Annotated in this window: 15 protein-coding genes and 1 pseudogene; 11 read left to right on the forward strand and 5 right to left on the reverse strand. The window is 55.4% G+C overall.

What is annotated here, in order from left to right; all coding sequences use genetic code 11:
- Nucleotides 1-191: 191 nt before the first annotated feature.
- Nucleotides 192-2624, reverse strand: a complete 2433-nt coding sequence (locus JT31_RS11650) for a bifunctional aspartate kinase/homoserine dehydrogenase II (RefSeq protein ID WP_038477017.1) — start codon at nucleotides 2622-2624, stop codon at nucleotides 192-194.
- Nucleotides 2625-2626: 2 nt separating this feature from the next.
- A complete protein-coding gene (gene metB, locus JT31_RS11655) occupies nucleotides 2627-3787 on the reverse strand; it encodes a cystathionine gamma-synthase (RefSeq protein ID WP_038477020.1) in 1161 nt (386 codons plus the stop codon).
- A gap of 276 nt (nucleotides 3788-4063) precedes the next feature.
- On the opposite strand from metB, the gene metJ reads away from it, so the two are divergent.
- Nucleotides 4064-4381, forward strand: coding sequence for a met regulon transcriptional regulator MetJ (gene metJ, locus JT31_RS11660; RefSeq protein WP_008457553.1), 318 nt, complete (start codon nucleotides 4064-4066; stop codon nucleotides 4379-4381).
- A gap of 36 nt (nucleotides 4382-4417) precedes the next feature.
- Here metJ and fucO read toward each other — a convergent pair whose 3' ends face one another.
- Entirely contained in the window at nucleotides 4418-5566 is a 1149-nt protein-coding gene (fucO, locus tag JT31_RS11665; RefSeq protein ID WP_038477023.1) for a lactaldehyde reductase, read from the reverse strand.
- A 4-nt stretch (nucleotides 5567-5570) separates the two neighbouring features.
- Nucleotides 5571-6218: an L-fuculose-phosphate aldolase gene (gene fucA, locus JT31_RS11670; protein ID WP_038477026.1), complete on the reverse strand. Its 648-nt coding sequence runs from the start codon at nucleotides 6216-6218 to the stop codon at nucleotides 5571-5573.
- 439 nt (nucleotides 6219-6657) lie between these two features.
- Here fucA and fucP point away from each other — a divergent pair, with 439 nt between their 5' ends.
- The 5 genes and pseudogenes from fucP to fucR all read left to right on the forward strand — a co-directional run bounded on the left by fucP (nucleotide 6658) and on the right by fucR (nucleotide 12532).
- Nucleotides 6658-7974, forward strand: coding sequence for an L-fucose:H+ symporter permease (gene fucP / locus JT31_RS11675; RefSeq protein ID WP_038483045.1), 1317 nt, complete (start codon nucleotides 6658-6660; stop codon nucleotides 7972-7974).
- A 54-nt stretch (nucleotides 7975-8028) separates the two neighbouring features.
- Nucleotides 8029-9819, forward strand: coding sequence for an L-fucose isomerase (gene fucI / locus JT31_RS11680; protein ID WP_038477029.1), 1791 nt, complete (start codon nucleotides 8029-8031; stop codon nucleotides 9817-9819).
- A gap of 65 nt (nucleotides 9820-9884) precedes the next feature.
- On the forward strand, nucleotides 9885-11348 hold the full coding sequence (gene fucK / locus JT31_RS11685) for an L-fuculokinase (protein WP_038477032.1): 1464 nt from the start codon (nucleotides 9885-9887) through the stop codon (nucleotides 11346-11348).
- Between the two features lies 1 nt (nucleotide 11349).
- A pseudogene (gene fucU, locus JT31_RS11690) lies at nucleotides 11350-11767 on the forward strand (L-fucose mutarotase).
- Between the two features lie 63 nt (nucleotides 11768-11830).
- The gene (gene fucR, locus JT31_RS11695) at nucleotides 11831-12532 is read left to right on the forward strand and encodes an L-fucose operon activator (protein WP_038477035.1); all 702 of its coding nucleotides are present in this window, start codon (nucleotides 11831-11833) and stop codon (nucleotides 12530-12532) included.
- Nucleotides 12533-12596: 64 nt separating this feature from the next.
- Here fucR and rpmE read toward each other — a convergent pair whose 3' ends face one another.
- Nucleotides 12597-12812 (reverse strand): 50S ribosomal protein L31, encoded by a 216-nt coding sequence (rpmE, locus tag JT31_RS11700; protein WP_016538934.1) that lies wholly within the window; start codon nucleotides 12810-12812, stop codon nucleotides 12597-12599.
- A 207-nt stretch (nucleotides 12813-13019) separates the two neighbouring features.
- Here rpmE and priA point away from each other — a divergent pair, with 207 nt between their 5' ends.
- From priA to hslU, 5 genes are all read left to right on the forward strand, one after another.
- On the forward strand, nucleotides 13020-15218 hold the full coding sequence (gene priA, locus JT31_RS11705; RefSeq protein WP_038477038.1) for a primosomal protein N': 2199 nt from the start codon (nucleotides 13020-13022) through the stop codon (nucleotides 15216-15218).
- Between the two features lie 161 nt (nucleotides 15219-15379).
- Nucleotides 15380-16414 carry a DNA-binding transcriptional regulator CytR gene (cytR, locus tag JT31_RS11710; protein ID WP_038477041.1) on the forward strand — a complete coding sequence of 345 codons (1035 nt, stop codon included), beginning with the start codon at nucleotides 15380-15382 and terminating at the stop codon, nucleotides 16412-16414.
- 89 nt (nucleotides 16415-16503) lie between these two features.
- The gene (ftsN, locus tag JT31_RS11715) at nucleotides 16504-17550 is read left to right on the forward strand and encodes a cell division protein FtsN (protein WP_038477044.1); all 1047 of its coding nucleotides are present in this window, start codon (nucleotides 16504-16506) and stop codon (nucleotides 17548-17550) included.
- 89 nt (nucleotides 17551-17639) lie between these two features.
- Nucleotides 17640-18170 (forward strand): ATP-dependent protease subunit HslV, encoded by a 531-nt coding sequence (gene hslV, locus JT31_RS11720; RefSeq protein ID WP_038477047.1) that lies wholly within the window; start codon nucleotides 17640-17642, stop codon nucleotides 18168-18170.
- Between the two features lie 9 nt (nucleotides 18171-18179).
- Nucleotides 18180-19514 (forward strand): HslU--HslV peptidase ATPase subunit, encoded by a 1335-nt coding sequence (gene hslU / locus JT31_RS11725; RefSeq protein ID WP_038477050.1) that lies wholly within the window; start codon nucleotides 18180-18182, stop codon nucleotides 19512-19514.
- Nucleotides 19515-19574: the final 60 nt, after the last annotated feature.

Consider the following 19574-nt stretch of genomic DNA (forward strand, 5'->3'; position numbering starts at 1 on the left):
CCGTTGCCACCCAGACGTTTAGACGTCTGGATAGAAAGATGACGGAAAAGCGCCAATGCGTCAACAGAAATATCACCACAGAAAGTGGAGGAATTCTCACTCAAGATGAATTTTTTTCAGGAGGGGTAGAAAGGAAGGCTTGCAGGAAAACGCACTCTCCTCCGGGAGGAAGAGAGTGCGGGGAAAAACAACTACAGCAGCTGTGCCAGGCGGTTCAAATCAGACTGGATTGCCCCGGCCGTCACGTCGCGGCCGGCGCCAGGTCCGCGAATTACCAGCGGGTTATCACGGTACCAACGGCTTTCAATCGCGAAGACGTTATCGCACGGCAGCAGAGCGGCAAGCGGATGCTCTGCACGCACGGCTTCAACGCCAACGCGCGCCTTGCCGTTCGCATCAAAACGAGCCACGTAGCGCAGCACCAGCCCCATTTCCTGCGCGGCCTCCAGCCGTTGCAGCATTTGCTCGTTCAGCTCATCGCCATTTTCAAAGAAGTGGTCGATGGAGCCACCTTCACAGCCTGAAGGTACCAGAGATTCCACCCGAACCTGATCCGGCTCGATGTCATAACCCGCTTCGCGGGCAAGGATCACCAGCTTACGCATCACGTCTTTACCAGAAAGGTCAACGCGCGGATCCGGCTCGGTCAGCCCCTGCTGCCAGGCTTGATCCACCAGCTCGGTAAACGGCACGGTGCCGTCAAACTGCAGGAACAGCCATGAGAGCGTCCCGGAGAAAATACCGCTAATAGCCAAAATGGCATCACCGCTATCGCGCAGGTCACGCACGGTATGGTTAACCGGAAGCCCGGCACCTACCGTCGCGTTGTACAGCCAGTGGCGCCCCGTTTTCTCAAACGCATCGCGAATCTGGCGATACTTATGGCCATTTCCCGCGCCGGCCAGCTTATTGGCGCTGATCACGTGGAAGCCGTGGCTGGCGAAGTCGAGATACTGATCCGCAAGCTGCTCGCTGGCGGTCACGTCCAGCACCACTAAATCATCGTAAGGGTGAGCGCGCATCCACAGGAACAGCGACTCTTCATCCTGCTGGACGGCCTCGTCATTGAAGAAGGCCAACGCGCGGCTGGCATCCAGCCCTTCATAGTTCAGCAGGCTACGGCTGCTATCAACCACGCCGGCAAGCACAAACTCAAAGCCGGTACGGGCAGAGAGAACTTCCTGCTCACGGGCAAAAAGCTCAAGCCAGCGGGAGCCGATATTGCCTTTTCCGAATAGCATCAAGCCAATACGTTTTTCAGCACGAAACAGCGACTTATGTAAGCCCTGAATCAGGCTCTCCGTTGGACCAACGCGCAGCACGGCCACCAGGCTAATGCCGTCTTCCGACTGCCAGATAAACTCGACGGGATGATCTTTTAGCTGCTGCCAGAAGCGGTGGCTATGCAGCGGGTTACGACAAACGCCCGCCCCCACCATCGCCACAAGTGCCAGGCCTTCCCGCAGACGCAGTTCACCCTGCAAACCGGCGTCCTGGAGAAGCAACAGCACGCTGTTTGCAACTTCAGAGGTGTAGCAAAGCTGAAGCAGGTTACGGTCAGGATGTACGCCAATCGACAGCGGGCGTACCTGGCCACGCTTGAGGATCAGATCCAGCTCTTTTTGCGCCAGCTTAAAGTCCTGATGCGACGGCACCTGATACTCGATCAGGCAGACATCGTCGTGACTGGTGACAATACGTGCGCCGGTGCCGGAGGCCAGCACGCGCTCAATTCGCGTAGAGCCCTGCTCAGGCGAATAGCTGCAGCGCAGCTGAAGGTCGATATCGCTCCCGGATACGGGCTGCAAGGTACGAGCGTGCAAAACCGGGGCGGCAAGGCGAGCCAGTTCGCTAGCTTCATCAAGACGCAGGAGCGGCAGCAGGCAGGCATCTTTAACCTTACGCGGGTCGGCGCTGTATACACCGGCAACGTCACTCCAGATAGTGACACGGGAAACGCCGGCCAGCGCGCCAATTTGCGTCGCAGAGTAGTCAGAACCGTTACGTCCCAGCAGAACGGTTTCCCCCGCCTCGTTGCTGCAAATAAAGCCCGTGACAACCAGCCGTTTATTCGGATGCTGGGCAAGCAAGTTTTGCAGCAGTGGCCAGGAACGGCCCTCATCAACCTGCGGCTGAGCAGCTCGTTCAGCACGCATAAAATCACGGGCGTCCAGCCACGCGGCTTCAACACCAAGTTGGTTCAGGACGGCAGACATCAGACGTGCCGACCAGACCTCGCCGTGCCCAACCACCTCTGCGTAAACGGCATCGGTCATTTTGCCGTCCAGCAGTCCCGCAAGGCGCTCAAGGTCGTGGATAAAATCGGCAATCAGGCCATCGGCAACGTCCGGCGGCAGCAGGCCGCCAATAAGATCGCTCTGGTAGCGGCGCAGCGTTTGCTGCACCTGATGCGCGGAAAGCCTGTCGCTCTGGCTCAGCTTGAGCCAGTTGATCAACTGGTTAGTGGTACTGCCGGCGGCCGAAACCACCATCATGTCACCCGGTCTGGAATACTCGGTCATGATACCCGCCACGCGCAGGTAACACTTCACATCGGCAAGACTGCTGCCCCCAAACTTGTGCAGTTGACGAACCGGCGTCCCTGCTGGTGCTGAAACACTCATGCTTACCCCTCGGCAGCGACCCGGAAGGCATTTTCCAGATCGGCAATTAAATCTTCACTATCTTCTATACCTGTTGAAACGCGCAGCAGCGTCTCAGAAATACCGGCGGCGGCGCGCGCCTCCGGAGCCATGCCCGCATGGGTCATGGTTGCGGCGTGTGAAATCAAACTTTCCACGCCACCCAGCGATTCCGCCAGAGTAAACAGCGACAGGGCACTCAGGAAACGACGCAGCGTTTGCTCGTCGCCGTCCAGCTCAAAACTCAGCATCGCGCCAAACCCTTTTTGCTGACGAGCGGCGATTTCGTGGCCCTGATTTTCCGGCAGTGAAGGATGATACAGCTTTTTCACCAGCGGTTGCTGCCTGAGGAACTCAACAATTGCCTGGGCATTGCGCTGAGCCACCTCCATACGTGGCGACAGGGTACGCAGGCCGCGCAGCAGCAGATAGCTGTCGAATGCACCGCCGGTGACGCCAATGTTATTCGCCCACCATGCCAACTCGGTGACAGTCGCCGGATCCTTCGCAATCACCACGCCGGCAACCACATCAGAGTGGCCGTTAAGGTATTTGGTGCACGAGTGCAGGACCAGGTCAGCCCCCAGCGCCAGCGGATTTTGCAGCGCCGGGCTCAGGAAGGTGTTATCCACCACGCTAACCGCACCGGCTTCACGCGCCGCGGCGCAGATTTTCGCAATATCCACGACGCGCAACAATGGATTACTTGGACTTTCTACCAATACCAGCTTAGGTTTTTCCGCCAGCGCAGATTTTAAAGCTTCTTCATCGTTCTGATCGACGAATAAAACGCGATAGGCCCCACGTTTTGCAAGACTATCAAACAGGCGATAGCTGCCACCATAGCAGTCATGAGGCGCAACCAGCAGGTCGCCGGGCTTCAGAAATACGGTAGTCACCAGGTGGATCGCCGACATCCCGGTATTGGTTAACACCGCGCCCGCGCCGCCTTCCAGCTCCGCCAGCGCCCGCTGCACAACGTCACGCGTTGGGTTACCGCGACGCGAATAGTCATGGGCGCGCGGCTCGTTGAAGCCGGTAAAGTTATAGGTGCTGGACAGGTGAATAGGTGGAACGACGCAGCCGTACTGCTCGTCATCATTCAAACCGCTACGAACTGCTATGGTTGCCTGTTTACGCGTCATGGTGTGCCCGATCCTTGCTGGTCGAATAAAAGTCAGGCCTCAGAGTAAACAACCGCAGTATAGACGTCAATACATCTGGACATCTAAACCTCTTTGCGTATAGATTGAGCAAAAGACAAATAGCCGTTAAAATTATGCGTTTTAGAGTGTATGCGTCTGAGTTTCGCGCTCAGGAAAGGGTTATCCTACGCTGTACACTAAAAGAGATAATCGTCAACGCCGTGGATTCACCCGGCTTTGGCACATTTTCATAGATTAAGAGGATTAAGGTATCTCATGGCTGAATGGAGCGGCGAATATATCAGCCCCTACGCTGAGCACGGCAAGAAGAGTGAACAAGTAAAGAAAATTACGGTTTCCATTCCTCTGAAAGTGTTGAAGATCCTCACCGACGAGCGCACGCGTCGCCAGGTGAATAACCTGCGTCATGCGACCAACAGTGAACTGCTGTGTGAAGCTTTTCTGCACGCGTTCACCGGCCAACCGCTGCCGAACGATGCTGACCTGCGTAAAGAACGCAGCGATGAGATTCCGGAAGATGCCAAGGTCATCATGCGTGAACTGGGGATCGATCCGGATACGTGGGAATATTAAGGCTTGAGCAAAGGCACCCTCGGGTGCCTTTGTCATTTAATAAGCCTGACGATAAAGCCCGACTATCTCCTCAAAGGTCGCTTTTCGCGGGTTACCGCCGGTACAAACATCTTCCAGCGCGGCCTGCGCCAGTGCCGGAATATCCGCCTCACGCATGCCAGCCTCCCGTAGTTTTGCGGGAATACCCACATCCCTGTTTAGTGCCTCCACGGCCCGTATCGCTAAATCTCGAGTCTGCTCCAGCGTAGCGGTTGCCACATCAACACCCATTGCCTGTGCAATACGGGAATATTTGTCCCCAGTAAAAGCAGCGTTATAACGCATCACATGCGGCAGCAGAATGGCGTTCGCCACGCCGTGGGGAGTGTTATAAAACGCCCCCAGTGGATGGGCCATGCCGTGAACCAGCCCCAGCCCTACATTGGAAAACCCCATCCCGGCGATATATTGCCCCAGCGCCATCGACTCTACCGCCTCCGGTTTTCCGGCAACGGACGCGCGCAGCGAACGGGCAATAATCTCAATCGCTTTAAGATGTAAAATATCTGTCAGCTCCCACGCTCCCAGAGTGATAAACCCTTCGATGGCGTGCGTAAGCGCATCCACACCCGTCGCCGCTTTTAGCGCAGCAGGCATTCCATCCATCATGTCTGCATCAATAAAGGCAACCAGCGGGATATCGTGAGGGTCAACACAGACAAATTTACGCCGCTTTTCTTCATCGGTAATGACGTAGTTGATAGTCACTTCTGCTGCCGTACCCGACGTGGTCGGAATCGCCATAATCGGCACGCACGCACGCCGAGTCGCAGCTACGCCTTCCAGGCTGCGAACGTCTTCAAATTCGGGGTTATTAATGATTATCCCGATGGCTTTACAAGTGTCCTGCGGCGACCCCCCGCCAATCGCGATAAGATAATCCGCCTCCGATTGCCTGAAGGCTGTCAGTCCCTGCTTCACCACGCTGATTGTCGGGTTGGGGATAACGCCATCAAAGACCTTATAAGGAAAACCGGCCCGATCCAGGCCGGCGGTAACCTTAGCCACCGTGCCGCAGGCTATAAGCCTCGCATCCGTAACAATTAACGCTTTGCGATAGCCACGACGCCGCACCTCCGGGATCAGTTCGTTAATCGCCCCCCGGCCAAACCACGAGGTCTCATTTAATATCATGCGGTTTGTCATGGTGTTACTCCTCTACACGCAGGCCGTAGGTTTTGAATTTCTCAAGCACGGTGGCAATTTCCGCCTCCGAAAGCACGGGAACCGGGTCGTTGATAGCCAAAGTAGCGAGATAGAGATGGGCGAGCACTTCCACTTCGTGCGCCAGCCAGAGCGCCTTTTGCAAGTTGATTTCACAGGCAATCATGCCGTGATGTTGCAGCAGGATAGCCTTACGATTTTTCAGCGCTATCGCCACATATTCCGAGAGCTTTTTAGAGCCGAAAGTCGCGTAAGGGGCGCAGGGGATCGTATTCCCACCCGCAGCGGCAATCATGTAATGAATAGCCGGGATCGGGCGATTAAGAATAGAAACGGCCGTACAGTGAACCGCGTGGTTATGCACCACGGCATTAGCATCGGGCCGGGTTTGATATGCCATCTGATGGAAGCGCCACTCGCTGGACGGGATTTTTCCCTCTTCATGCTTGCCCCCGGCATCCACATAAACGATGTGGGAAGGGGTTAACGTTTCGTAGGGAATACCCGTCGGCGTTATCAGCATACCGTCCCGGTAGCGCACGCTAACGTTGCCCGCCGTTCCCTGATTAAGCCCAAGCCTTGTCATCTCCAGGCAGGTAGAAATAATGCTGCGCGCCAGTGAATCTCTTTCCATTTTTTCCTCTTTATCCAGTGAATGGATTTAATAAAAGAAGTGAATATCTGCGAGTTATCATCATGCGCTGCTAAGGACCGTTCATTTTCAGTCAAAAAATATGTGATGGGCGTCAACACAATTGTGCCAATTACGCCCCCACCTCCGTTATAAAAAAAATTAAAATGTCCGTTTTGATTGAATAAACATAAAAACGGTCAGTTGTTACTGATTTAATTAACATCTGCCTGTTTCAAATAAAAAATAATAAATCGGTCATTTACGCTGGCTGTTTAAATCACTTTTCGTTTCAAACGGGCATGTTTATAGGTTGATTAAAGTGATAAGGCTCACAGTTCATTTGTCGGGAATCTTCAATGTGACTGAATTCAAATTTTCCGGCGTTTTTTGTTCTAAGAATGGCGGCACGATTATCTCCTCCACTCCTGATGAGGGCGCTATGGGAAACGTATCCATCCAGTCACAGACCTATCTCGTTGACAGCAATGAGCCTAAAGGAAGCTATCTCTTGCCCTTTGCTTTGCTCTGTTCATTGTTTTTCTTATGGGCCGTTGCTAACAACCTTAACGATATTCTATTGCCGCAATTCCAGCAGGCATTCATGCTAAATAATTTTCAGGCGGGGCTGATCCAGTCCTCATTCTATTTCGGCTATTTCCTGATTCCCATTCCGGCCGGAATGCTAATGAAGAAGCTCAGTTATAAAGCTGGGATCATTACCGGGCTACTATTTTATGCCATTGGCGCAGCGCTGTTCTGGCCTGCTGCACAGGGTATGAATTACACCCTCTTTCTGATCGGATTATTTATTATCGCTGCCGGACTTGGCTGTTTAGAAACCGCGGCCAATCCGTTTGTAACTGTATTAGGGCCGGAGAAAACAGGTCATTTCCGAATTAATCTGGCGCAGACTTTTAATTCCTTCGGCGCAATTATAGCCGTGGTGTTTGGGCAAGGGCTGATTCTTTCTCATGTCCCGCATCAGTCGTCTGACGTTCTTAAGCACATGACGCCGGTCCAGCTTGAGGCCTATAACCGCAGCCTGGTACACGCCGTGCAGTCTCCGTACATGATAATTGTGGCCGTGGTCGTCATCGTCGCGCTACTGATTGCCCTAACCCGCTTTCCAACAATACAGAGCGATACGCACGACGACGACAGCGGTTCGTTGCTGTCCTCGGTTTCACGCTTGCTGCGTATTCGCCACTGGCGCTGGTCCGTGCTGGCACAGTTCTGCTATGTCGGCGCACAAACGGCCTGCTGGAGCTACCTGATCCGCTATGCCATCGAGGAAATACCGGGCACCACGCCGGGTTTTGCCGCCAACTACCTTACCGCCACTATGGTTTGCTTCTTCATCGGTCGTTTCACCGGTACGTGGCTTATCCGCCGTCAGTCCCCGAATAAAGTGCTGGCGATTTACGCATTTATCTCCATGGTGCTTTGCATTATTTCTGCCGTCGCCGGAGGGCATATCGGGCTGATTGCCCTTACGCTCTGTAGCCTGTTCATGTCGATTCAGTACCCGACCATTTTTTCGCTCGGCATCAAAAACCTCGGTCAGGACACCAAATACGGCTCGTCAATTATCGTGATGGGCATTGTAGGCGGTGGAGTGGTCACCCCGTTAATGGGCTTTGTCAGCGATGCCGCCAATAACCTCCCTACCGCTGAAATCATCCCGGCGATCTGCTTCGCCATTGTTTTCATCTTTGCCAAATTCAAATCTGGGGCAACCCCGGCGATAGCCAGCTAGCCGCACGATGAATATCAACCCGTTATGTTATCCGATTAACCGTGAGGAAAATGAATGAAAAGCCAACAGTATTCCGTAAAACCGCTCCCGAAAATTGGTATCCGCCCGACAATAGACGGCCGACGCCTGGGCGTCCGTGAATCGCTGGAAGAACAGACCATGAACATGGCGCTGGCGACAGCCCACCTGCTGAGCGAACGGCTGCGCCATCCGTGCGGTGCGCCGGTGGAGTGCGTCATTGCCGATAGCTGCATTGCCGGAATGGCCGAGTCTGCCGCCTGTGAAGATAAGTTCAGCAGCCAAAACGTTGGGCTGACAATCACCGTCACCCCGTGCTGGTGCTATGGCAGCGAAACCATCGATATGGCCCCTGACCGCCCAAAAGCTATCTGGGGTTTTAACGGTACGGAACGCCCTGGTGCGGTTTATCTGGCTGCCGCGCTGGCGGCTCACGCTCAGAAAGGCATCCCGGCATTTTCCATTTATGGTCACGATGTGCAGGACGAAGGCGACAACAGTATTCCGCCAGATGTCGAAGAGAAACTGCTGCGTTTCGCCCGGGCGGGGCTGGCAGTGGCTCATCTGAAAGGTAAAAGCTATCTGTCGCTGGGCGGCGTTTCTATGGGGATCGCCGGATCGATTGTCGATCACAACTTCTTTGAGTCCTGGCTCGGCATGAAAGTCCAGGCCGTGGATATGACCGAGCTGCGCCGCCGTATTGATCAGAAAATTTACGACGAGCAGGAACTGGAGCTGGCGCTGAGCTGGGCAGATAACCACTTCCGCTTTGGCCCGGATCTTAACGCCGAACAGTATCGCCGCTCGCCGGAAAGCAGCCGCGCCATACTGCGGGAAAGCTTGCTAATGGCGATGTGTATTCGCGACATGATGCAGGGTAATCAGAAGCTGGTGCAAAAGGGGTTTGTCGAGGAGTCCCTGGGCTACAATGCCATCGCGGCCGGCTTCCAGGGCCAGCGGCATTGGACCGATCAATATCCCAACGGCGATACCGCCGAAGCCCTGCTCAACAGCTCCTTCGACTGGAATGGCGTGCGCAAACCGTTTGTTGTTGCCACCGAAAACGATAGCCTGAACGGCGTGGCGATGCTGTTCGGCCACATGCTGACGGGTACGGCGCAGGTCTTTGCCGACGTGCGAACCTACTGGTCGCCGGACGCGGTGAAACGCGTTACCGGCAGCGAACTGACCGGCCAGGCAGAGCACGGGATTATTCACCTGATCAACTCAGGCTCTGCGGCGCTGGACGGCACATGCCAGCAGCTGGATGAGCAGGGCAAACCGACAATAAAACCGCACTGGCAAATCAGTCAGAAAGAAGCGGATGCCTGCCTGAAAGCGACAGAGTGGTACCCGGCAATTCATGAATACTTCCGCGGGGGTGGCTTCTCGTCGGGCTTCCTGACCCGCGGCGGCGCGCCGTTCACCCTGTCCCGCGTCAACCTCATCAAAGGCGTTGGTCCGGTGCTGCAAATCGCCGAAGGCTGGAGCGTGGAGCTACCAAAAGCGATGCACGACACGCTGGATAAACGCACCAACGAAACCTGGCCAACGACCTGGTTTGCGCCACGTCTTACGGGCAAAGGCCCTTTTACCGATGTTTATTCTGTGATGGCGAACTGGGGCGCGAACCACGGCGTGCTGACTATCGGCCACGTCGGGGCGGATTTAATTACCCTGGCGTCAATGCTGCGTATTCCGGTTTGTATGCATAACCTGCCGGACGAGGCAATTTATCGCCCTTCCGCGTGGGGCGCGCACGGTATGGATGTCGAAGGCCAGGATTATCGCGCCTGCCGGAACTATGGCCCGCTTTATAAAAAATAAGCGCAGCGCCTCCCCGCCGCGATGAGCGTGCCGGGGAGGCGCATGATCCCATTGAAGGAGCCATTATGAATCATGATGTGGTGATTGTTCTGGACTGCGGCGCAACCAACGTTCGCGCCATCGCCGTGGATACTAAAGGCACGGTCGTCGCCAGAGCCTCAACCCCAAATGCCAGCCAGCCCGGCGCCGAACATAGCGACTGGCAAATCTGGTCGCTCGACGACATTTTGCAGCGCTTCACTTTTTGCTGCCGCCAGATTATCCCCCGGCTTCACGGCTACGCCGTTCGCGCGCTTACCGTAACGACATTCGGCGTGGACGGAGCCCTGGTGGACAGCAAGGGTGAACTGGTTTATCCGATTATCAGCTGGAAATGCCCAAGAACGACTGCCGTGATGGAGAAGATCGATCGCTACATCACGTCAGGCGAGCTGCAAACCATTTCAGGCATTGGCCAGTTCAGTTTCAACACGCTCTATAAACTTATCTGGTTAAAAGAAAATCGCCCCGAACTGCTGGAAAAAGCATATGCCTGGCTGTTCATTTCATCGCTGATTAACCAAAAGCTGACCGGTGAATTCACTACAGACCGCACGATGGCGGGTACAAGCCAGCTGCTGGATGTACGTAGCGGGACGTTCAGCGACACCATTCTCCAGCGAACCGGCCTGCCGAAGAGGCTGTTTCCGCGAATGGTTTCGGCGGGGGAGTTTATTGGCAACTTGCTACCGGGTATCGCAGGGAGGCTGGGGCTTCCCGCAGGCGTGCCCGTTATTTCAGCCGGGCACGATACTCAGTTCGCCCTGTTTGGCTCCGGCGCTGAGCTGGACCAGCCGGTGTTATCGTCCGGCACCTGGGAAATATTAATGGTGCGAACTCCGCACGTGAATACTTCCCTGCTACCTCGTTTTACCGGCTCAACCTGCGAGCTGGACAGCTGCCAGCAGCTGTTTAACCCGGGGCTACAGTGGCTGGCTTCCGGCGTACTGGAGTGGATTCGCCAGCTTTACTGGCGTGATGACACGCTGCCTGATGTTTACCGACAGATGATAGACGAAGCCAGCGACATACCGCCGGGTTCAGAAGGCCTGCGCATGAACTGCCGAATGCTGGAAAGCCAAACGACTGCGGGCTGGCAAGGTATGCGGTTGAGCACCAGCCGCGGCCATTTTTATCGTTCTGCGCTCGAAGGTCTCTGCTGGCAGCTCCAGCAAAACCTGGCCGTGCTGGAAAAGATAGGCGACTTTAAAGCCAAATCGCTTCTGCTGGTAGGCGGCGGTAGCCGCAATGCCCTGTGGAATCAAATCAAGGCAGACGTGCTTAATCTCCCCGTCAACGTACTGCGTGATGCAGAAACTACCGTGCTCGGCGCGGCGATGTTCGCCTGGAGCGGCGTGAAGTATTACGCCTCGCCGGAGCTGGCTCGTCAGCAGGTCGAATATCGCTATCAAACCTGGTATCCCGGCGAGCAAAGCGTGGACTACCGCGCCCTGTCCGGATGCAACAATAAGGCTTTAGAAGGAGCATAACGTGTTGAAAACAATCTCTCCGCTTATCTCCCCGGCGCTGCTGAAAACGCTGGCAGAAATGGGGCACGGTGACGAAATCATTTTTTCCGATGCTCATTTCCCGGCCCACAGCCTCGGGCCTCAGGTGATCCGCGCCGATGGCCTGAAGGTCAGCGCCCTGCTGGCTGCCATCGCGCCTTTATTTGAACTGGACAGCTACGCGCCACCGCTGGTGATGATGGCGGCGGTGGCGGGAGACAGCCTGGACTCATCCGTTGAAGAGCGCTATCTGGCAGCGTTGGCCATCGACGGGCTTAGCATCCGCCGAATAGACCGTTTCGCGTTTTACGAACGGGCGCAAAAAAGCCTTTGCGATCGTTATCACAGGTGAGACGGCAAAATACGGCAATATATTGTTAAAAAAAGGCGTGACGCCGTAGTCTCATTCTCCTCATTCAGCCATGCGCTCACGTGCGCATGGCGATTTACAGAGGAGTACGCGGATGAAAACGGCTCGCCACCAGGCCATCGTCCAGTTGATTCGCCAGCACGAAACGTTGGCGACCGAAGAGCTTGCCAGCCTGCTCCACGTCAGCAAAGAGACTATTCGCCGGGATCTGAGCGCCTTACAGACCCAGGGGAAAATAATCCGCCTTCATGGGTGCGCAAAAAGCATTAAGCGGGAAAATCGTGATAGCGGCGACCCTTTTAATGCCCGCCTGAAAAGCCACCACACCAGTAAAGCCGACATCGCCCGCCAGGCGTTGCAGTGGGTTAATGACGGGATGGTGATCGCACTCGACGCCAGCTCCACCTGCTGGTATCTGGCTAAACAGCTACCGGATATTGATATCACGGTATTTACTAATAGCGAGCGTATTTGCCAGGAGCTGTCGAAACGAGAACACATTCAGCTGATCAGTTCAGGCGGGCTGCTTCAGCGGAAATACGCCTGCTATGTTAACCCGGCGATTGTCTCGCAGCTTAAGGAGTTGGAAATCGATCTGTTTGTTTTTTCCTGCGAGGGGATAGATAAAGAGGGGACGCTGTGGGACTCCAACCGCTATAACGCTGAATTTAAGTCTCTGCTGCTAAAGCGTGCGCTGCAATCTTTACTGCTGATTGATAAAAGTAAGATGAACCGGGCGGGAGAGATAAAAATCGGCAGTCTGGAAAACGTGATGCAGGTGATTTCCGAGCCGTAGTGCCACGGAATACCGGAAACAAAAAAGGCGCCCAGGGCGCCTTTCTCTTTCCAGCTCGCGAAACTTATTTTTTCGCGCCTGGTACGCTGAAGCGCTTGTTGAAGCGATCAACACGGCCGCCGGTAGCAACATCACGCTGCTTACCAGTGTAGAACGGGTGGCATTCGCCGCACACGTCCAGGTTCAGGTCGTGACCCGCAGTAGAGCGGATTTTGATAACATTACCGCAAGAGCAGTTTGCAGTAATTTCTTCGTATTTAGGATGGATATCTTTTTTCATGGTAAACCTCGGTAAAGGCCGCGTCGCTCTTCCAGCCCTAACGCCAGACACCACGCGAAGTTAATAAATTAGGTTTTTTCGATACCAAAACTGCGCATCAAAGGCGGCGAATCATACAGAACTTACTCAGCCGGTGCAAACTGATCCGCATTTCTGGAAGCACACAGTGTACACTAATACGTCATTTTTTTCAGCCTGGATGCTTTCATGCCCGTAGCCCACGTCGCTCTGCCTGTTCCGCTGGCCCGTACCTTCGACTACCTGCTTCCCGACGGCATGCAGGTAAGCGCTGGCTGCCGCGTGCAGGTGCCCTTCGGCAAACAGCGAGAGGCCGTCGGCATCGTCATGGCGGTCAGCGATAACAGCGATCTGCCTCTTGAAAAACTGAAACCCGTTGCCGATGTGCTCGACGGACGATCGCTCTTCACGCCGTCACTGTGGCGCGTCCTGCTGTGGGCGGCAGAGTATTATCACCATCCGATTGGTGAAGTACTCTTTCACGCTCTGCCGATTCTTCTGCGCCAGGGAAAACCCGCGCACCATGCCCCGCTTTGGTATTGGTTTGTCACTGAAGAAGGCAAAGCCATCGATCTGAACAGCATTAAACGAGCGCCTAAGCAGCAACAGGCGCTGGCCGCGTTACGCCACAATATTATCTGGCGGCATCAAATTAGCGAGCTGGAGATCAGCGAACCGGGGCTGCAGGCGCTGAGAACCAAGGGCCTGTGCGACCTGAAAAGCGCAGCACCCGCGGAACAAGACTGGCGGCCAGGCTATTCCGTTGCCGGTGAACGACTAAGGCTGAATACCGAGCAGGCCACCGCCGTGGGGGCCATCCACAGCGAATCTGACCACTTCGCCGCCTGGCTGCTCGCCGGTATTACCGGCTCCGGGAAAACCGAGGTTTACCTCAGCGTGCTGGAAAACGTCCTGGCGCAGGGGAAACAGGCTTTAGTGTTAGTGCCAGAAATTGGCCTGACGCCGCAAACCATCGCTCGTTTCCGTGAGCGCTTTAACGCGCCGGTTGAAGTCCTGCATTCCGGGCTGAACGACAGCGAAAGACTTAGCGTCTGGCTAAAAGCGCGTAGCGGTGAGGCTGCCATCGTCATTGGCACGCGCTCTTCTCTGTTTACGCCATTCTGCCGTCTCGGGGTCATTGTTATCGATGAAGAGCATGACAGCTCCTATAAGCAGCAGGAAGGCTGGCGCTATCACGCTCGTGACCTGGCCGTTTACCGGGCACATGCAGAAAACATTCCGATTATTCTCGGGTCGGCCACGCCAGCGCTGGAAACGCTGCACAATGTTGAGGTGGGGAAATACCGGCAGCTGCGCCTGACCAAACGTGCAGGAAATGCGCGCCCTGCCCACCAGCAGGTCGTAGATCTCAAAGGGCAGCAGCTTAAAGCAGGCCTGGCGCCAGCGCTGATCAAAAAGATAGGCGAGCATCTCGCCGCAGATAACCAGGTGATTCTGTTCCTCAACCGCCGTGGCTTTGCGCCTGCCCTGCTCTGCCACGAATGCGGCTGGATTGCAGAATGCGCCCGCTGCGATCACTATTACACGCTGCACCAGGGCCAGCGCCACCTGCGTTGCCACCACTGCGACAGCCAGCGTGCAATCCCACAGCAGTGCCCGCAGTGCGGCTCCACGCATCTGGTCCCGGTTGGCATGGGCACCGAACAGCTTGAGCATAGTCTTGAGCCGCTATTCCCTGACGTGCCGATTTCCCGTATCGATCGCGACACCACCAGCCGTAAAGGGGCCCTGGAACAGCAGTTGGCCGAAGTTCACCGCGGCGGCGCACGTATTCTTATCGGCACCCAGATGCTGGCTAAAGGCCACCACTTCCCGGACGTCACGCTGGTCGCACTGCTGGACGTAGACGGCGCGCTATTTTCTGCCGATTTCCGGGCCGCCGAGCGTTTTGCTCAGCTCTACGTTCAGGTTTCTGGCCGTGCCGGGCGAGCCGGTAAGCAGGGTGAAGTCCTGCTGCAAACGCACCATCCGGAACATCCTTTACTGCAAACGCTGCTGGCCAAAGGCTATGACGCGTTTTCCAGCCAGGCGCTAAGCGAGCGTAAAACGGTCTTTTTACCGCCGTACACCAGCCATGTACTGATTCGCGCCGAGGATCAGAACAACCATCAGGCGCCGCTGTTTTTACAGCAGTTGCGTAATCTGCTGGAAGCCAGCCCGCTGCGCGATGAGCAGCTCTGGATCATGGGGCCTGTCCCGTCGCTGCAGCCAAAACGCGGCGGCCGCTTCCGCTGGCAAATCTTGCTGCAGCATCCGTCCAGGGCACGCCTGCAAAAGCTGGTCAGCCATTCGCTCACGCTGGTCAACACGCTGCCCGAAGCCCGTAAAGTGAAGTGGATGCTGGACGTTGACCCTATCGACGGGTAGCACAATGTGGCTGGTTATGAGAAGCGGATCGAAAAATCTAATACTCATCACATTTCTTGTGAAAAATTTGTAACCGCTTACAGCCAACTTCTGCTAAGAATGTGATGACTGTCAGACACACAGGAGTGTTGACGATAGCGGCGTGCATGTGAGGAGAAGAAGTGAAGCCGAAGAAACCGGTGGTTAATGCCACCATGAAAGATGTCGCCGTGCAGGCAAACGTGTCTACTGCAACGGTATCCCGCGCTCTAATGAATCCAGATAAAGTTTCACAAAGCACCCGTAATCGCGTGGAGCAGGCGGCGATTGAAGTGGGCTATCTGCCTCACTCCCTGGGCCGTAACATCAAGCGCAGCGAATCACGAACTATCCTGGTCATCGTGCCCGATATCTGCGATCCGTTTTTCAGCGAAATTATCCGTGGCATTGAAGTGACCGCTGCTGCACAGGGCTATCTGGTGCTGATTGGCGACTGCGCCCATCAAAACCAGCAGGAAAAAACCTTCATCGACCTTATCATCACCAAACAGATTGACGGCATGCTGCTGCTGGGCTCACGTCTGCCGTTTGACGCCAGCAAAGAAGAGCAACGCAACCTGCCGCCGATGGTGATGGCGAACGAATTTGCGCCGGAGCTGGAACTGCCAACGGTGCATATCGACAACCTGACTGCCGCCTTTAACGCCGTTTATTATCTGCAGGAGCTTGGGCATCAGCGCATTGCCTGTATCGCCGGGCCAGAAGAGATGCCGCTTTGCCATTACCGCCTGCAGGGTTACGTCCAGGCGCTGCGCCGCAACGGCATCGTCGTCGATCCTCACTACATTGCACGCGGTGACTTTACTTATGAAGCTGGTGCAGCCGCTCTGGCACAGCTTATCGCCCTGCCCGAACCGCCAACCGCTATTTTCTGCCACAGCGATGTCATGGCGCTAGGCGCTCTGTCACAGGCGAAGCGTAGCGGGCTGAAAGTCCCGGAAGATTTATCTATCATGGGCTTCGACGACATCGCCCTGTCGCAGTTCTGTGACCCGCCCCTCACCACTGTCGCACAACCCCGTTTCGATATTGGCAGAGAGGCTATGCTGCTATTGCTGGACAACATTAACGGCCAAAACGTTAGCAGCGGCTCTCGCCTGCTGGACTGCGATCTTATTGAGCGAGGCAGCACCGCCGCGCCCGGCAGCAGAAAATGAGCCGCTTTTAAGACTGCATAAACTGGTCAAAGCCCCGCCCCTTAAGTAACATGGCGGACTGATAAACGAATAAAGACAGCGAAACGATAGTGGCACAACGAGATTATGTAAGCCGCGGGCAATCGGCAGGGACGCGGCGCAAAAAAAGTACACCCCGCAAAAAGCAACGTAGTCTGCCCTCCGTCTCTCCGACGATGGTAGCCATTGCGGCCGCGATCGTGGTGGCCTTTGTCGGTGCTCTTTACTTTATTACTCACCATAAGAAAGAAGAGATAGACGTTCTCCCGGGCCACAAAGTGACCGGGAATGGCCTGCCGCCAAAACCAGAAGAGCGCTGGCGCTATATTAAAGAGCTGGAAAACCGCCAGCCTGGCGTTCGTGCGCCTACCGAGCCGACCGCCGGTGGCGAAGTCATGAACCAAAACCAGCTCACCAACGAACAGCGACAGCTGCTTGAACAAATGCAGGCGGATATGCGCCAGCAGCCAACTCAGCTAAATGAAGTGCCGTGGAATGAGCAAACACCTGCCCAGCGCCAGCAAACTTTGCAGCGTCAGAAGCAGATTGTTCAGCAAACGCAGCCAGCACAACAGCAGCAGCAGTGGAATACGCAAACGCAGCAGCCTCGCGTTCAGCAGCGCGTAGCGGAGCAGCCATACCAGCAGCCGCGTAACACGCAGCAAACCACGCAGCCTTACCAGCAGCCAAAAACCGTTCAACAGCAACAGCCAAAGACCTCGACGGCCAACAATCAGCAGCCTTACCAGGATCTGCTGCAGACGCCGCCGCACAGTCAGCAAAAAGCGCCTCAGCAAACCAAACCGGTTCAGCGTGAACCCCAGCCAGCACCCATTACGCGCGAGCAGGAAGTCGCTAAGCAGGCCCCGGCCAGCCAGGAGAAGAAGGACGAAAAACGCTGGATGGTACAGTGTGGCTCGTTTAAAGGCAGCGAGCAGGCGGAAACCGTTCGCGCTCAGCTGGCGTTTGAAGGTTTTGACTCTCGTATTACGACCAATAACGGCTGGAACCGCGTCGTTATTGGCCCTATCAAAGGCAAAGACAACGTCGACGGCACAATCAATCGCCTCAAGATGGCTGGACATACCAGCTGTATTCGTCTTGCCACCGGGGGTTGAAACCCCAAAATTGCCCCCCATTTATAATGGCATTAGGCCCTGCGTACCACGCAGGGCTCCTGTTTAGCTGATGCAAAAGGGGTCCGATCGTGACAACAATAGTAAGTGTACGTCGTAACGGCCATGTGGTCATTGCCGGCGATGGCCAGGCCACGCTGGGAAATACCGTCATGAAAGGCAACGTCAAAAAAGTGCGTCGCCTGTACAACGATAAAGTGATCGCCGGTTTTGCTGGCGGTACTGCGGATGCCTTCACGCTGTTCGAACTTTTTGAGCGCAAGCTGGAAATGCATCAGGGCCACCTGGTGAAAGCCGCCGTTGAGCTGGCGAAGGACTGGCGTACCGACCGCATGCTGCGCAAGCTGGAAGCGCTGCTGGCCGTGGCTGACGAGAATTCCTCTCTGATCATCACCGGTAACGGCGACGTCATCCAGCCTGAAAACGATCTGATTGCCATCGGCTCTGGCGGCCCGTACGCCCAGGCCGCCGCCCGTGCCCTGCTTGAAAACACCGAAATGGGTGCGCGCGACATCGCTGTGAAAGCGTTGGATATTGCAGGTGATATCTGCGTGTATACCAACCACTTCCATACCATCGAAGAATTACCGTCTAAAGCGTAAGGATTTCCCATGTCTGAAATGACCCCACGCGAAATTGTCAGCGAGCTGAACAAACACATTATCGGCCAGGACAACGCTAAGCGCTCCGTCGCTATCGCCTTACGTAACCGCTGGCGCCGTATGCAGCTTGACGAAGAGCTGCGCCATGAAGTTACCCCTAAAAACATTCTGATGATCGGCCCAACCGGCGTGGGTAAAACCGAAATTGCCCGCCGCCTGGCAAAACTGGCCAACGCGCCGTTCATTAAGGTTGAAGCGACCAAATTCACCGAAGTCGGCTATGTCGGTAAAGAAGTGGACTCCATCATCCGCGATCTGACTGATGCTGCAGTAAAAATGGTTCGCATGCAGTCTATTGAGAAAAACCGCTATCGCGCCGAAGAGATGGCAGAAGAGCGCATTCTCGACGTGCTGATCCCACCGGCGAAGAATAACTGGGGCCAGTCTGAAGCTCAGCAGGAACCTTCTGCGGCTCGCCAGTCGTTCCGCAAGAAACTGCGTGAAGGCCAGCTGGATGACAAAGAGATTGAAATCGATCTCGCCGCTGCACCTATGGGTGTAGAAATCATGGCACCTCCGGGCATGGAAGAGATGACCAGCCAGCTGCAGTCCATGTTCCAGAACCTGGGCGGCCAGAAGCAGAAACCGCGCAAGCTGAAAATCAAAGATGCGATGAAGCTGCTGGTGGAAGAAGAAGCGGCAAAACTGGTGAACCCGGAAGAGCTGAAGCAAGACGCCATCGACGCGGTTGAGCAGCACGGTATCGTGTTTATCGATGAAATCGACAAAATTTGTAAGCGCGGCGGCAACAGTTCCGGCCCGGACGTTTCCCGCGAAGGCGTACAGCGCGACCTGTTGCCTCTGGTAGAAGGGTGTACCGTGTCTACCAAGCACGGGATGGTGAAAACGGACCACATTCTGTTTATCGCTTCCGGCGCGTTCCAGGTTGCCAGCCCGTCAGATCTTATTCCTGAGCTGCAGGGCCGTCTGCCGATTCGCGTTGAGCTGCAGGCTCTGACGGTTGACGATTTTGAGCGCATCCTGACCGAGCCAAACGCCTCAGTGACCGTACAGTACAAAGCGCTGATGGCGACCGAAGGCGTGAACATCGACTTTACCGAGGACGGTATCCGTCGTATTGCTCAGGCGGCCTGGCAGGTGAACGAATCAACCGAAAACATCGGTGCTCGTCGTCTGCACACCGTGCTTGAACGTCTGATGGAAGATATCTCCTATGACGCCAGCGAGCTAGATGGTCAGTCCATCCTGATCGACGCCGAATACGTGGGCAAACATCTGGATGAGTTGGTTGCAGATGAAGACCTGAGCCGTTTTATCCTATAATCCGGCTAACGCATTTTCTTCATTTGAAGTGGAGGGCTTATGCCCTCCATTTTTTTATCT

This window comes from Cedecea neteri (genome assembly GCF_000757825.1).
In the GTDB taxonomy this organism is placed as follows: Bacteria; Pseudomonadota; Gammaproteobacteria; order Enterobacterales; family Enterobacteriaceae; genus Cedecea; species Cedecea selenatireducens.

Bases quoted from the DNA above. Each gene is read 5' to 3' on its own strand.
- JT31_RS11650 (WP_038477017.1), bottom strand. From the start codon at position 2,624: ATGAGTGTTTCAGCACCAGCAGGGACGCCGGTTCGTCAACTGCACAAG.
- metB (WP_038477020.1), bottom strand. From the start codon at position 3,787: ATGACGCGTAAACAGGCAACCATAGCAGTTCGTAGCGGTTTGAATGAT.
- metJ (WP_008457553.1), top strand. From the start codon at position 4,064: ATGGCTGAATGGAGCGGCGAATATATCAGCCCCTACGCTGAGCACGGC.
- fucO (WP_038477023.1), bottom strand. From the start codon at position 5,566: ATGACAAACCGCATGATATTAAATGAGACCTCGTGGTTTGGCCGGGGG.
- fucA (WP_038477026.1), bottom strand. From the start codon at position 6,218: ATGGAAAGAGATTCACTGGCGCGCAGCATTATTTCTACCTGCCTGGAG.
- fucP (WP_038483045.1), top strand. From the start codon at position 6,658: ATGGGAAACGTATCCATCCAGTCACAGACCTATCTCGTTGACAGCAAT.
- fucI (WP_038477029.1), top strand. From the start codon at position 8,029: ATGAAAAGCCAACAGTATTCCGTAAAACCGCTCCCGAAAATTGGTATC.
- fucK (WP_038477032.1), top strand. From the start codon at position 9,885: ATGAATCATGATGTGGTGATTGTTCTGGACTGCGGCGCAACCAACGTT.
- fucR (WP_038477035.1), top strand. From the start codon at position 11,831: ATGAAAACGGCTCGCCACCAGGCCATCGTCCAGTTGATTCGCCAGCAC.
- rpmE (WP_016538934.1), bottom strand. From the start codon at position 12,812: ATGAAAAAAGATATCCATCCTAAATACGAAGAAATTACTGCAAACTGC.
- priA (WP_038477038.1), top strand. From the start codon at position 13,020: ATGCCCGTAGCCCACGTCGCTCTGCCTGTTCCGCTGGCCCGTACCTTC.
- hslU (WP_038477050.1), top strand. From the start codon at position 18,180: ATGTCTGAAATGACCCCACGCGAAATTGTCAGCGAGCTGAACAAACAC.